Annotated in this window: 12 protein-coding genes; 11 read left to right on the forward strand and 1 reads right to left on the reverse strand. The window is 67.8% G+C overall.

What is annotated here, in order from left to right; all coding sequences use genetic code 11:
• Nucleotides 1-131: 131 nt before the first annotated feature.
• Nucleotides 132-1,112 carry an aldo/keto reductase gene (locus V5A20_RS03990; protein WP_332314630.1) on the forward strand — a complete coding sequence of 327 codons (981 nt, stop codon included), beginning with the start codon at nucleotides 132-134 and terminating at the stop codon, nucleotides 1,110-1,112.
• A gap of 134 nt (nucleotides 1,113-1,246) precedes the next feature.
• Nucleotides 1,247-2,395: a glycosyltransferase family 4 protein gene (locus V5A20_RS03995; RefSeq protein WP_332314631.1), complete on the forward strand. Its 1,149-nt coding sequence runs from the start codon at nucleotides 1,247-1,249 to the stop codon at nucleotides 2,393-2,395.
• 22 nt (nucleotides 2,396-2,417) lie between these two features.
• Here the strand turns inward: V5A20_RS03995 and V5A20_RS04000 are convergent, their stop codons facing one another.
• Nucleotides 2,418-4,451, reverse strand: coding sequence for a S9 family peptidase (locus V5A20_RS04000; RefSeq protein WP_332326766.1), 2,034 nt, complete (start codon nucleotides 4,449-4,451; stop codon nucleotides 2,418-2,420).
• Between the two features lie 263 nt (nucleotides 4,452-4,714).
• Between V5A20_RS04000 and V5A20_RS04005 the strand changes: the two genes are divergently transcribed.
• The 9 genes from V5A20_RS04005 to V5A20_RS04045 all read left to right on the forward strand — a co-directional run.
• On the forward strand, nucleotides 4,715-5,743 hold the full coding sequence (locus V5A20_RS04005; RefSeq protein ID WP_332314633.1) for an iron ABC transporter substrate-binding protein: 1,029 nt from the start codon (nucleotides 4,715-4,717) through the stop codon (nucleotides 5,741-5,743).
• Nucleotides 5,744-5,835: 92 nt separating this feature from the next.
• Entirely contained in the window at nucleotides 5,836-7,440 is a 1,605-nt protein-coding gene (locus V5A20_RS04010) for an ABC transporter permease (RefSeq protein ID WP_332314634.1), read from the forward strand.
• Between the two features lie 73 nt (nucleotides 7,441-7,513).
• Nucleotides 7,514-8,611, forward strand: a complete 1,098-nt coding sequence (locus V5A20_RS04015) for an ABC transporter ATP-binding protein (RefSeq protein ID WP_332314635.1) — start codon at nucleotides 7,514-7,516, stop codon at nucleotides 8,609-8,611.
• Nucleotides 8,612-8,624: 13 nt separating this feature from the next.
• Nucleotides 8,625-9,146: a DUF1648 domain-containing protein gene (locus V5A20_RS04020; protein WP_332314636.1), complete on the forward strand. Its 522-nt coding sequence runs from the start codon at nucleotides 8,625-8,627 to the stop codon at nucleotides 9,144-9,146.
• A gap of 91 nt (nucleotides 9,147-9,237) precedes the next feature.
• Nucleotides 9,238-10,704, forward strand: coding sequence for a dihydrolipoyl dehydrogenase family protein (locus V5A20_RS04025; RefSeq protein ID WP_332314637.1), 1,467 nt, complete (start codon nucleotides 9,238-9,240; stop codon nucleotides 10,702-10,704).
• 147 nt (nucleotides 10,705-10,851) lie between these two features.
• On the forward strand, nucleotides 10,852-12,822 hold the full coding sequence (locus tag V5A20_RS04030) for an Ig-like domain-containing protein (protein WP_332326767.1): 1,971 nt from the start codon (nucleotides 10,852-10,854) through the stop codon (nucleotides 12,820-12,822).
• 114 nt (nucleotides 12,823-12,936) lie between these two features.
• A complete protein-coding gene (locus V5A20_RS04035) occupies nucleotides 12,937-14,004 on the forward strand; it encodes a YncE family protein (protein ID WP_332326768.1) in 1,068 nt (355 codons plus the stop codon).
• On the forward strand, nucleotides 14,001-14,462 hold the full coding sequence (locus tag V5A20_RS04040) for a GIY-YIG nuclease family protein (protein WP_332326769.1): 462 nt from the start codon (nucleotides 14,001-14,003) through the stop codon (nucleotides 14,460-14,462). The genes V5A20_RS04035 and V5A20_RS04040 overlap by 4 nt, the downstream gene beginning before the upstream one ends.
• A 65-nt stretch (nucleotides 14,463-14,527) precedes the next feature.
• A partial coding sequence (locus V5A20_RS04045; RefSeq protein WP_332326770.1) for a YccF domain-containing protein occupies nucleotides 14,528-14,658 on the forward strand: 131 nt, incomplete at its 3' end.

Raw genomic sequence — 14,658 nt, forward strand, 5'->3', positions numbered from 1 at the left:
CCGAGAAGGGGCGGCAGGCGGCCCGTGCGGGTGAACGAAGCCCCTTCCGAGCCGGCGAGGTTGCCGGCAGGGCCGCACTGAGGCCCACCGACACGTTCATTGTCCCACGCATCCACACGCCCAATTCTTCGATGCAAAAACGCACCCTTGGCGACCAGGGCCTTACCGTCTCCGCCCTTGGCCTCGGCTGCATGGGCATGTCCGACTTCTACGGCACGCCCGACGAGAATCAGGCCATCAAGACGCTCCAGCGATCCATCGATCGCGGCCTCACCTTCTTCGACACCGCCGACATGTACGGCCCCTTCACCAACGAGAAGCTGTTGGGGCGCGTGCTGGGCATGCACCACCACAAGGTGACGATCGCGACCAAGTTCGGCATCGTGCGGGACGAGGACGGGGCGATGCAGGGCATCAATGGCCGCCCGAGCTACGTGCAGAAGGCCTGCGAGGACTCCCTGCAGCGTCTCGACATCGAGACCATCGACCTCTACTACCTGCACCGCGTCGATCCGGAGGTGCCCATCGAGCACACGGTGGGGGCCATGGGGCGGCTCGTGGAGGAGGGGAAGGTGCGGTACCTCGGCCTGTCGGAGGCCGCCGCCGACACGCTCCGCCGGGCGAACGAGGAGCACCCCATTACGGCGCTCCAGACGGAGTACTCGCTCTGGAGCCGCGACCCGGAGGACGACATTCTGCCGACGTGCCGCGAGCTGGGCATCGGCTTCGTGCCGTACAGTCCGCTCGGCCGCGGCTTCCTCACCGGCCGCTTCCAATCGCCCGACGACCTGCCCGAGGACGACTGGCGCCGCCACAATCCGCGCTTCCAGGGCGAGAACTTCCAGAAGAACCTGGACCTCGTGGCGGAGGTGAAGCGCCTGGCCGCCGACAAGGACGTCCCCCCTGCGCAGCTCGCCCTCGCCTGGGTGCTGCACCAGGGCGACGACATCGTCCCGATTCCGGGCACGACGGACCCGGGCCACCTGGACGAAAACATCGGGGCGCTCAACGTCTCGCTGTCCCAGGCGGAGCTCGACCGCATCGACGAGATTGCCCCGCAGGGCGCGGCGGCCGGCGATCGCTACCCGGACATGAGTACCGTCAACCGGTGAATCATTTTCTCATTGAGACATTCAATCATTGCAACCATTGGGGCATTGATTTATCGGGGCAATGGAGTACATAGATTGGACAGAGAATGATGGGCTCAAAATGGGACAATGATCAAAAATGGAACGATAAAAAAATGAACGTTGCCGTGGTGGGCCCGATGCATCCGTACCGGGGCGGGATTGCGCACTTCACGGAGATGACGGTGACGGGGCTGGCCGAGCGCGGGCACGACGTGCGGCCGGTCACCTTCTCGCGGCAGTACCCCGAGCTTCTCTTCCCCGGCAAAACGCAGTACGAGCCGGAGAGCGAGGCGCCCCCGGCCGTCCAAAACGCGCCGCGCCCGCTCGACTCCATCAACCCGGTCTCGTGGTTCCGGACGGGATTTCACCTCCGAGACCAGGCGCCCGACGCGGTGGTCTTCCAGTACTGGATGCCGTTCTTTGCCCCCGCGTACGGCGTCGTCGCGCGGGGGCTGCGGCGGCACTACGGCATCCCCTCGTTCGCCATCGTCCACAACGCGCTGCCCCACGAGCGGCACCTTGGCGACGCGCTCCTCAGTCGCTTCTTCCTGCGCGCCTGCGCCGGGCACGTCGTGATGTCCGACGCCGTGGCCGCCGACACGCGCCGCCTCGCCGGACCCGAAGTGTCCCTCAAGCAGATCGAACATCCGGTCTACGAACGGTTCGGCCAGCCCGTCCCGAACGCCGAGGCGCGGGCGGCCCTCGACCTGCCCGACGACGCACCGGTGATTCTCTTCTTCGGCTTCGTGCGGGCGTACAAAGGGCTGCACGTCCTTCTGAAGGCGATGCCGGACGTGCTGGCCGACAATCCCGACCTGCACCTCGTCGTGGCGGGGGAGTCCTACGACGACCCGGAGCGCTACCGCCGCCTCATCCGCATGCACGACCTGGGCGACCGCGTCCACTGGCACGACGAATACGTTCCGTCTGACGAGGTGCCCGTCTACTTCAGTGCCGCCGACCTCGTGGTGCAGCCGTACGTCTCGGCCACCCAGAGCGGCGTCGCCCAGATCGCCACCCACTTCGAGACGCCGATGGTGGTGACCGACGTGGGCGGCCTCGCGGAGTCGATCCCGCACGAGGAGGCCGGGTTCGTCGTCCCACCCGAGAATCCCGAGGCCCTGGCCGCGGCCATCACGCGGTTCTTCGGGGAGGACTGGGCCGGGCGGCTCGCGGATGGAGTGCGCAAGCGCAAGCGCGCCCAGCAGCCGGCCCGCCTGCTTGAGGCCATCGAGGGACTCCTGACGGACGACGCGGGCTGAGTGGGGGCGGCGTTTCGGGAACTCACTGTCGGTAGCGGTCGAACCAGGCGAGCACGTGGTCGGCCTTCGTGATGAGCTGGCTGGGCCGGTACGCAATGCCGTGGGAGGCGCCCGGAATCTCGACGTAGGCCGCCTCCACGCCGCGCAGCTTGAGCCCGTTGTAGAGCTGCTTCGCCTGCCAGGGGGGCGTGCGGAGGTCATCGCCGCCGACGATCACGACCGTCGGCGTGTTCATGGAGCCGAGCAGCGAGACCGGCGACACGTCCCAGTACTCCATCGGGTTCTCCCACGGCTGGCCCGGGTACCGGTACTCGGCGTAGCCGTAGTAATTGTCCGCCGCCAGCGTCTTGCTGATCCAGTTGGTGACCGGCTTCTGCACGGCCGCGGCCCGGAACCGGTCGGTCTTGCCCGTGATCCAGGCGGCGGAGGTGCCCCCCGCACTCCCGCCGGTGACGTACAGGCTGTCGTTCGCCACATAGTCCCGCTCGACGAGCCGGTTGACCCCGTCCATGATGTCCTGGTATTCCCCGCCCGAGAAGTCGTTGTAGAGCAGGTTGCCGAACGCCTCGCCGTAGCTGGTGCTGCCCCGCGCATTGGGGTAGAAGACGACGTACCCGGCCGCCGCGTAGAGCTGAATCTCCGCGGAGAACCGGTCGCCGTAATTCGAGATCGGGCCGCCGTGAATCTCCACCATCAGCGGGTAGGCGCGGTCCGGGTCGTAGTTCGGCGGTGTCACCACCCAGCCGTGGATCTCGCGCCCGTCCTTCGAGGAGGAGTAGCGGATCTCCTCCACGGAGCCGAGGGTGCGGTCGTCGAGCAGATCCCCGTTCAGGTCCGTGAGCTGCCGCGCCGTGTCTTGGCCCCGGCGCGTGACTGCCAGCTCGGCGGGGTGGGCGGGCGAGGTTTGGTTGAAGGCAAGGCGTCCTGCCTCCGAGACAGAAAAGTCGCCGCCGCCGTACGGGCGGCCGATCGACGTGCCGCCCAGGTTCTCCGCTACCACCGAGGTGGAGCCGTCGAGGGTCGTGTGGCCCAGTGTGGTCGTGCCCTCGTCCTCGTACTGGATGTAGAGCCCGTCGCCGTCCTCGTCCCAGGCGATGTCGTCGATCGAGCGGTCCAGCCTGAAGTCGACCCGTCGCCGGTTGGAGCCGTCGCGGTCCATGACGTAGAGCCGGGTCACCTGGTAGGTCTGGACCTCGTCGTCGTAGCCGAGGTAGGCGATCTGCTCCCCGTCTGGGGACACGCGGGGCGTGTGGTCGGGCCCGAAGCGGTCCGTTAGGGGCGTGCTCTCGCCGCCCTCTACCGGCACCGTGTACAGCTCCGAGTTGCGGCGCTCCCGCTCCCAGTTGTCGTGGCGGTTGGCGGAGTAGAGCAGCGCCTCGCCGTCGGGCGTCCACACCGGGCGGCTGGAGTGGTGGTAGTCGCCGGACGTGACCTGCCGGGCGCGGCCGCCGTCGGCCCGCACGACGAACAGGTGGTCGTACCCGTAGTCCAGGACGCCCGTCCCGTCGGATTCGTGGTTGAGGCGCGTCTCCACGCGGGGCGGCTCGGCCCAGTCGGCCCCCTCCGGCGCCTTCGGGGGCGAGACCAGCGTCGGCTCCGGCGCCGACACGTGGGCCGAGAATGCGAGGTGCGTCCCGTCGGGCGACCAGGACAGCCCGCTCGGGGCGTTCTCGAGCTGCGTAAGGCGGGCCGTCTTGTTCTCGTCGACCCAGTGGACGTAGATCTCGGGGCCGTGCTCCTCGCCCGAGCTCGTGAACGCAATCTTTGAGCCGTCCGGGGACCAGCGGGGGGAGGATTCGTCGGCGGTCCGGTTGGTTAGCTTCGTGTGCCCGGTGCCGTCGGCGTTGAGGAGCCAGAGGGCCGAGGTGCGGCGGTCCTCCATCACGTCCATGCCCCGCCGCCGGTACACGATTCGGTCGCCGTCGGGAGACACCTGGGGGCTGGCGACCCACTCCAGGTCGAACACGTCCATGCGGGAGAAGGACGGGGCCTGGCCGTGGGCGAGAAGGGGAAGGGCACACGCGAAGAGCAGGGCGAGGGCGGCTCGGCGAACCATCGGGGGAGGAGGAAAGAATGAGGGGATCGGGCACCCACGAAGAAAAGATACCGAGGTCGGGAAGACAATCGGGCCCGCCCGGAGCGCCCGGACCCCCGAGGTGCAGGGGGAGAAGAGGAGGGAGCGGGTCTACAGACGGACGATGCGTGTGGAGTTTCTGCGATTTAAACGGGTCGCCTGGCGCGTCCCGTGTCATCTTTCGCCGCCCTTCTTTAGAATCAATCTAAACAAATCCAACTCACTCAGATCAACTCGTACGTCCCATGACGCGACTCTTCAGCCTCAGTCTTATCGCCACCCTGGTTCTGTCCCTGCTTGGATGTGGGGGAGAGCAGCAGGACGAACTCGTCATCTACTCGGGGCGTAGCAAGGCGCTCGTCGATCCCCTCCTAGAGCAGTACGAGGGGGAGGTTAACGTGGAGGTCCGTTACGGATCGGACGCTGAACTGCTGGCGGCCCTGCAGGAAGAGGGCGACCAGTCCCCGGCGGACGTGTTTTGGGCCAACACGACTGGCGCCCTCGGCAACGCCGTCAACAACGACCTGCTTACCGAACTGCCCGACGAGTTGATGGAGCAGTCCGCCCGCTTCGCCCCAACCAATCAACGCTGGCTGCCGGTCACCACGCGCTTTCGCGTGCTGGCCTACAACAGCGATACGGTACGCCCGGAGGACCTGCCCGACTCGGTGCTCGACCTGCCGGAGCACGAGGAGTTTGAGGGGCGCATCGGATGGACGCCCGCCTACTCCAGCTTCCAGGACTTCGTGACTGCGCTCCGCGTTACGGAAGGGGAGGAGACGGCCCGCACGTGGCTGACCGACATGCAGGCGTTGAATCCGAACAGCTACTCTTCCAACACGCCGATGATTCAGGCGCTGGACGCGGGGGAAATTGATGTAGGTCTCACGAATCACTACTATGTCTTGCGTCTGCGCTACGGCGACGCCAAGGTGGACGATGAGGGAAGTATCGATCCGGAGGCGTCCGTGGCAACCCACCCCTTTCAGGAGGAAGACATTGGCAACCTTGCGCTGGTCACCGGGGCGGGCGTACTCCAGACGAGCGACCAGTCCGAGGCCGCTCGCGAGTTTCTTCGGTTCCTGATGTCGGACGAGGCACAGTCCTTTGCCGCGGAAACGCTCAACGAGTACCCGCTTCGTCCCGGCGCGGAGGTGCCCGAATACATGATGCCGGTCGACGAAGCCCTGGCGCTGAGTCCGGACTTCGACTTTGAGCGGCTGCAGGAGATGGACCCGACTCTCGACCTCCTCCGCGACGTCGGGGCCCTGTAGCATCCCATCGCGACGGCGCTTCTGCGCACGAGCACGTGCGGGAGCCCCTCGTGCCCGTCTCCGCCGAGCCTTCTACCCCCCCACACGCAAAAATGACAGGTGCCCGCGTGCTGGACACGATCCGCGATCGGTGGTACGTGGCGATTCCCGTAGCGGTCGCCGTGGGGGGGGTACTCATTCCGCTGGTGTACCTACTGCTCCGTGCCTTCCAGGCGGACCCGGCCACGCTGTGGGATCTGGTGGTGCGGGGCCGGACCCTGCGACTGCTGGGGAATACGGTGGGGCTCACCGTGGGGGTGCTTGTGGGCACGAGCGTGCTGGCGCTTCCCCTGGCGTGGCTCACCACCCGCACGGCCCTCCCGGGTCGGCGGCTCCTCACGCTGCTGGGGGTGTTGCCCCTCGCGGTGCCCGGCTACGTGATGGCGTACGCCCTGATGGCCACGACGGGCGAGTACGGCACGCTCGCGCAGACGCTCGGCCTCGTGGTGCCCCGGCTGAGTGGCTACGTCGGGGCCTGGATGGCGCTCAGCCTCTCGACGTTTCCGTATCTGTTTCTGAACCTGCGGACCGCCTTTCTGGGGCTGGATTCCTCCCTAGAGGAATCGGCCCAGGCGCTGGGGCGCGGCCGGTGGCGGGTCTTCGTACAGGTGGTGCTGCCCCAACTGCGCCCGGCCTTCCTGTCGGGCGGGCTCCTGGTGGCCCTCCATGTGCTGGGCGACTTCGGGGTCGTGTCGCTCATGCGGTACGATACGTTCAGCTACGCCCTCTACATCCAGTATGCCGCCTCCTACGACCGCATCTACGCGGCCTGCCTGGCGCTCATGCTGTTGGTGCTCACGGGGGCGATCCTGCTGCTGGAGGCCCGGCTGCTGAAGGGACTCCTGTTCCATCGGACGGAGAGCGGGGCAGGCCGCACCGCCGCCCAATATCGACTAGGCCCTTGGCGCTGGGCCGGGTACGCGTTCGCGGCCGGCGTGGCGGGGCTGTCGGTCCTCCTTCCGGCGGGCACGGTGGGGTACTGGATGGCCGACTCGACGGCGAGCGGGCTGCCCTGGGCCAGCCTGGGGGCGGCGCTGTGGGACTCGGTCTCCGCGTCCGCCCCGGCCGCCGTGCTCGCGGCGCTGCTCGCGCTGCCGGTGGCGTACCTGGGGGTGCGGCACCCGTCCAACTGGACACGCGTCGTCGAACGGGTCGCCTACCTGGGCTACGCCACGCCGCCCCTGGCCTTCGCGCTCGCGTTGATCGTCTTTTCGCTCGGGGCCGTCCCGTTCGCGTATCAGACGCTGGGCCTGCTCGTCATGGCCTACGCGCTCCACTTCATGGCCGAGGCCGTAGGGCCGGTGCGGAGTGCGCTCTACCAGGCGCCGCCCCACCTGGAGGAGGCCGCCCGTTCGCTGGGCCGGTCCCCGCTTGGCGCGTTCGTGAGCGTCACCTTTCCCCTCGTGCGGCGCGGCCTGCTTGTGAGCATGGCGTTCGTCTTCCTCTCGGCCATGAAGGAGCTGCCCCTCACCTTCCTCTTGGCGCCGATCGGCTTCGAGACGCTTGCCCTCAACACGTGGAGCTACGCCGAGGAGGCCATGTTCGGGCAGGCGGCCCCGTACGCGCTCACCATCATGTTCGTCTCGGCGCTCTTCGTAGGCGTGTTGTTGCTCCGCGAGCGGGCGACCGAGCACCCCGCGTCCGCAGAGCGCGCGTAGACCCGTTCAATTGTCCCGTCGCCGATGGACGGACGGGGAACGAGTGGGGCCGACGATAGGTGCCATGTCCGCTATGAGTTCCCCAATCCTCTCCGTTCAGAACTTGACCAAGCGGTTTGGGCCCGCGGCCTCGCCCGTCGTCCACGAGGTCTCGTTTGAGGTGGAAGACGGCGAGATCTTTTCGATCCTGGGCCCGAGCGGCTGCGGCAAGACGACGACGCTCCGCTGCGTCGCCGGCTTCGAGGAGGCCTCGGCGGGCACAATCGCGGTGCGGGACCAGACGCTCTCGGGGCCCGGCGTGCACGTGTCGCCGGACGCGCGGGACGTGGGCATCGTCTTCCAGAACTACGCCCTTTTTCCGCACCTCACGGTACGCGAGAACGTGGCGTTCGGGCTGAACGGGGCGTCCGACGCCGAGCGGACGGCCCGGGCCCAGGAGGCGCTGGAGATGGTGGGGCTCGAGGGCTTCGAGGACCGGCGGCCCCAGCACCTCTCGGGCGGACAGCAGCAACGGGTGGCCCTCGCGCGCACCCTGGCGCCGGAGCCGGACCTCCTCCTCCTCGACGAGCCCTTTTCCAACCTCGACGCCCTGCTGCGGCAGGAAACGCGGCAGGAGGTGCGCGAGCTGCTGAAGAGCAAGGGCATGAGTGCCGTCTTCGTCACGCACAATCAGGAGGAGGCGCTCTCGTTTGCCGATCGCCTGGCCGTGATGCGGGGCGGGCAGCTCGACCAGATCGGCACGCCGGAAGAGGTGTACTACCAGCCCCGGACCCTCTTCGTCGCCCAGTTCTTGGGCCGCACCAACCTGCTGCTCTCGCAGGCCGCGGGCCCCGAGGCGGACACGCCGCTGGGGCGCGTGGGGCTCAACGAGCCGGCGGAGGGCACGGTGCTCGTGTCGATGCGCCCGGAGCACCTTGCGCTGGAGGCGCCGGAGACGTCGGAGGGGACGGTGGGGACCGTCGTGGGCCGGGCGTTCAAGGGGCACGACATCACGTACCGGGTGTGCTGCGAGGGGAGCGAGTACCTCGTCCACACGGACAATCGACAGTTCCACGAGCCCGGCGATACGGTCGCTGTCCGTCCCCTGGAGCCGGCCGTCGTCCTGGAGAGCCGGTCGACCCCCGCCGAGGTGCCGAGCGGGGCCACGCCCGAGCCGGAGCCTGAAGAGTAGCTCGCTGCGAGTCATGCGTCGTCTCGTTCATGGCCTCAACGCTGGCCTCGCGCTTCTCTTGATCGGCGGAAGCCTGTGGGCCTTTCCGCGCCTTCCCGCCCGCATTCCGCGCCACTTTGGGCTCGGCGGCACGGCGGACGCCTACTGGGACGCGACGCTTCTGCACTGGATGCTGGTGCCAGCCATCGCGCTCGTCGTCGTGGGAATCGTATACGGCGCCGCCTGGTGGACCGGCCATGCGCCCGGCTCCGTCAACGTGCCGAATCAGCAGAAGTACGATGCCCTCGCCCCGGCCGAAAAGCGCGTGATTCTCCGCGACGTGCAGGTCTTTTTGTACGGAGCCGCCACCGCGATGCTTGTGCTGTTCTCCGTCATTCAGGCAAGCACCTACCACGTGGCCACGACCGGGGCGAACGCGCTCCCGACGGCGGGATGGGGCGTGTCGATTGCGATGCCGGTCGGACTCCTCGTCGCAGCCCTGGGCCTCGCGTGGTGGCTGCCGCGGCGCGTGCGGGGGCTCGCGGACGACCCGTAGAGGAGGACCGCGAGCGTCCGTAACGACGAGAAGAACTGGGAGACCCAGAGAGGCATCGTTCTCACTTCCTCTTTCTCAATCCTCTTCTCCCATGACGACCGACTACGACGTCCTCGTGATCGGCGGCGGCGCCGGCGGCCTCTCCGCGGCCGGCATCGCCACCAATCTCGGCGCCAAGACCACCATGATTGAGCGCGACGCCCTGGGCGGCGACTGCACCTGGACCGGCTGCGTGCCGAGCAAGACGCTCCTGAAGGCCGCGAAAGTGGTCCACCAGGCCCGGACCGCCAGCGCATACGGCCTCACCGACCAGTCCGTCGACGTCGACTTCGCGGGGGTCATGGACCACGTCCGCCAGGTGCGACAGGACGTGTACGAGGAGGCCGACGCCCCCGAGATCTTTGAAGACCTCGACATCGACGTGCGGCAGGGGAACGCGCACTTCATCGACAGCCACACCGTGGCCGTGGAGCGCGAGGACGGCACCACCGAGCAGGTGACGGGGCAGTACATCATTGTCGCGGCGGGGGCCAGTCCGCTCGTCCCGCCCATCGACGGCCTGCAGGAGGTCGACTATCTCACGAACGAGACACTCTTCGAACTGGACGAGCAGCCGGAGCGCCTCGCGATCGTGGGCGCGGGGCCCATCGGGACCGAGATGGCCCAGGCCTTCGCGCGCCTCGGGTCGGAGGTCATCGTGCTCGACATGGCCGATCGCATCCTTTCAAACGACGACGCCGAACTTACCGCCACGCTGCGCGAGACGCTGGAGGAGGAAGGTGTGGAGTACATGTTAGAAGCGCAGGTGGAGCAGGTGACACAGTCCGAGGGTACGATCACAATTTCGGCGGGGGAGAAAGGCGATGTCGAAGCCGACACCCTCCTCCTCGCCACCGGGCGCACGGCCAACGTCGACGGCCTCAACCTCGACGCCGCGGGCATCGACTACACGCGCAGGGGCATCACCGTCGACGACCGCTGCCGCACCAGCCAGGACTACGTCTACGCCGTGGGCGACGTGACGGGCCGGTATCAGTTCACGCACATGAGCAACCACATGGCGAAGGTGGCCGTCACGAATGCGCTCCTGAAAATCCCCTCCAAAATCGACGCCGACCACGTGCCGTGGGTCACCTACACGGAGCCCGAGCTGGCCCACGTGGGGGCCCACGCCGCCGACCTCGACGAGGACGGCGTCTCGTACGAGACCTACCACTTCCCCTACGACCAGCTGGACCGCGCCATCACCGAGGGCGCGACGATCGGCCAGATCAAGGTTCACGCGAAGTCGCTCACCGGCAAAATTTTGGGCGCAAGCGTGCTCGGTGAGCGGGCGGGCGAGCTCATCACCGCCTTCACCATCGCCATGCGCAACGGCGTCACCCTCCGCAACATCGGCGACACGATCCACCCCTACCCGGCCTACGGCGAGGGCGTGCGGCGGGTGGCCGACCAGTGGTACGTGCAGAAGCAGTCGCCGACCTTCACGAAGGTGCTCCAGACGGTTTTCGGCTACCGCGGCCCCGTGCTCAAGTACGGACCGGACGAGATTGTGTGAGGCCGTTCATGCAGGGGGTTTTGCGTGGAGCGTTTTGTGCCGGAAACAGGGCGCCAAGAGGAAACCTGGGAGAGGAAGAGTTGTGGAAAGGCATCGTGAAAAGAAGATCGATCCTTTCTGCATTCTCCCTCGCTGCTCCGCCTGTTCATGTCATTTCGGTCTGTTCTTCCGACGGTGATTGTGGCCGTCGTGTGTCTCGTCTTCGCCGTGTCTCCCGCCGCGGCCCAGTCTTTAGAAATTGAACCGGCCAGCCCCACCCTTCAGGTTGGGCAGAGCCAGCAGCTAGAGGCCTTCTACGTGAGCGCGGACGAGGAGCGGCGCCGCGACACCACGGTGGTCTTCCTGGCCCGCAACGGCAACGCGGCCCCGGTCACCCGCAGCGGCGAGGTGACCGCCAACGAGCCGGGCACCCACGAAATCATCGCCCTGCGGCCCGGCACCGACACCCAAGATCGCCTCGTGCAGCGCGTGTCGGTGACCGTTGCGCAGGCGCCGGTTGAGACGGTGGCCTTCGCCGGGGCGCCGGAACGGATCTACGCCGGGACGCAGATGCCCCTTGCCGTCGAGGCCCGGACGGCGGACGGGCGCATCCGCGACGACGTGACGGTCCGCGTCGAGAGCAGCGATCCGGACGTTGCCACGGTGGATCGGCTGCACCGCGTTCGGGGTGAGGCCCAGGGCACCGTCACGCTCACGGCCCAGGCCGGCGGCCACGAGGGGACGACGAGCGTTGAGGTCGTCAAGAACCCCGTCGCGTCCCTCGCCCTGAGCGGCGGGGCCGACTCGGCCCGGACCGGCGCCGTGCTCGACTTTGCGGCGACGGCCCGCACCGAGGCCGGCACGGCGGTGGGCGACGCCCCGATCCAGTACGCCGTGCGCACCGACCACACGGGGCCGATCGCGCCGGGGGCGGCCGCCGAGATTGGGGGCGACGGGCGCTTCGTGGCGGAGGACGCGGGGCAGTACACCGTCGTCGCCACGAGTGGGGGACACACCGCCACCCACACCGTCACGGTTGCCCCGCGCGATCTGCCGGGCTCCATTGAGGTCGTCGACCACGCCCGCGTGTCGAACGTCCACACGTCCGACCTCTGGGTGTGGGAGGCGCCGGACGGCCGCGACTACGCCCTCACGGGCACCTGGGGCGGGGACGGCGAGGCGTACTTCTGGGACGTGACCGACCCGTCCGACATCACGCCGGTCGACACGGTCACCGTCGACGCCCGCACCGTCAACGACGTGAAGGTGAGCGACGACGGGCGCACGTGCATCATCAGCCGGGAGGGCGCGTCCGACCGGAAGAACGGCATGGTGATTCTCGACTGCTCGGACCCGACCGACGTGTCGATTGTCACCGAGTACACAAACCGCCTCACCGGCGGCGTCCACAACCTGTTCATCTACGAAGACCACGTCTACGCCCTCAGCAACGGCCGCCGCTACGAAATTATCAACATCGAGGACCGTGCCAACCCGACGCGGGTGGCCGACGTTGAGCTTGAGACGCCCGGCCACTCCATCCACGACGTGTGGGTGGACGACGGCATCGCCTACTCGTCGAACTGGGACGATGGGGTCGTGATGGTGGACGTGGGCAACGGCGTGAAGGGCGGCTCGCCCTCGAATCCCGTCGAGATTGGCCGGTACGCCTACCCGAGCGGCTGGAACCACGCGGCCTTCCCGTACGACGACCCGGAAACCGGGAAAAACTGGGTGATCGCGGGCGACGAGGCGTTCCCGAACGGGCTCAACACGGAAAACGAGCCGACCATCCCGGACGGCTGGCTCCACTTCGTCGACGTCACCGATCCGCAGAACCCGTCCGAGGAAGCGCGTTACCGGGTCCCCGAGGCTGGCTCGCACAACTACTGGGTGGAGGGCGATACGCTCTACGTGGCCTACTACAATGCGGGGCTGCGCGTGGTGGACCTGTCCGGCGACCTGAAGGGGAATCTGTACGAGCAGGGCCGTGAGATCGCGCACTTTAAGCCGTACGACCCGAAGGGCCGCATTCCCAACGCCGCCATGACGTGGGGCCCGCAGCCGTACAAGGGACACATCTTCTTTGCGGACTGGAACTCGGGCCTCTGGGCGGTTGAATTGACGCGTGGGGAGTGATGCGTGAAAAGTGATGTGTGAAAAGTGATGCGTGAAAAGTGAGGACGTGACGCGTGAAGCGGACGTCGTTGCCCCTTCGGCCTTTCGATCCTCAATCCTCAACCCTCGTCTGCCATGAACACGCTCCGACTTCTCTTCCTGGTTGTCGGCTTGAGCGTCCTGACCGCCGTCCCTGCGCTCGGGCAAAACTACTACGCCTACGTCGCGTCCGAATCGGCCGACGAGGTGGCGCTGGTGCGGTTTAACGCGGGGGAAGAAACGGCGACCGTGGAGGAGACCATCCGCGTTGGCTACATCGCGCCGGAGACGGAAGGGGCGCACGGCATGACGGTGGCGCCGGACGGGGAGCACTGGTTCGTCTCCATTGCCCACGGCAAGCCGTACGGCCGCGTGGCGAAGTACGAGACCGCGACGAACACGAAGGTCGACACCGCGCACGTCGGCATGTTTCCGGCCACGATGGAGGTCTCGAGTGTGACCGGCCTGCTCCACGTCGCCAACTTCAACCTGCACGGCAAGCCGACGCCGGGTACCGTTTCCGTGGTCGATCCGGAGACGATGACGGAGATGGACACGGTGAAGACCGGCGTGATGCCGCACGGCTCCCGCTTTGCCCCGGACGGCCGCACGCACTACTCGGTGGCCATGATGGACGGGACGCTCTACGAGATCGACGCGGTGACGCGGACGGTGACCCGCACGCTCACGACAGGGGAGGGCATGCCCAAGCCCACCTGGGCCGACCCGCACCCGACCGATCCGTTCGTGTACGTGGCCCACAACGGGGCCGACGAGGTGGTGGAGGTGCACCGCGAGGACTGGGCGGTGACGCGCCGCTTCGAGACGGGCAGCGGCACCGCGCCGTACAACCTGGAGGTGTCCCCGGACGGCTCGACGCTGGTCGTCTCGTACAAAGGCACCGGCGAAACCGGGATCTGGAATCTGGAGACCGGGGAGCGGACGGCCCGGCTCCCCAACACGCAGTCCGTGACGCACGGGGTCGTCGTCGCGCCGGACAGCCGCTACGCGTTCGTCTCGGCGGAGGGCGTGGGGGGCGAGCCGGGGGCCGTCGACGTGTTCGACCTGCGGTCGAATGAGCGCGTCGCCTCCGTCGAGGTGGGCCAGCAGGCCGGCGGCATCGCATTTTGGAAGCGGGAGGAGACGACCACCTCGGCCCGATGACGGACGCCCCCGGCACCTACGCGCTCCTTCTTCGCGCCGGTGAGGAGCGGATCATCGAGGTCGGTGCCCTCGGCGCTATGCCCGTCCGGCCCGGCACGTACATCTACGTGGGAAGCGCCTTCGGCCCAGGGGGGCTTCGGGCCCGGGTGGGGCGGCACGCCCGGGGCGACGGGGCGCTGCACTGGCACGTCGACTACCTCCGCGCCGTCACGGCACTGGAGGCCGTCTGGTACACCCACGACACCGAGCGCCGCGAGTGCACCTGGGCGGCGGCCCTTCGGGCGCTTTCCGACGGCACAGTCCCGGTCCAGGGCTTCGGGGCGTCTGACTGTAACTGTCCGGCCCACCTCGCTCGTTTTGCATCCGCGCCGTCCTTCGACACATTCCAGGCGCGCCTCTCTGAGCGATGTCCCGATCACGCGTCCGTCGAACGAGTCGGAACGAACGATCTCCTGTGATCCTGAAGGCGGCCGGATTTTCCGGGGCGGTGTCCGTGTCTTCCCTCATCCCCACACGCCAATCCATGCGCACCCTCGGCAACCTCCTCTGGCTCCTCTTCGGCGGCGTCTACATGGGGCTCGGCTGGTGGCTGGCCGGGCTGCTGATGTACGTTTCGATCGTCGGCATCCCGTTCGGGCGGTCCTGCTTCGAGAT

It is taken from the genome of Salinibacter sp., assembly GCF_036626415.1.
GTDB lineage: Bacteria > Bacteroidota > Rhodothermia > Rhodothermales > Salinibacteraceae > Salinibacter.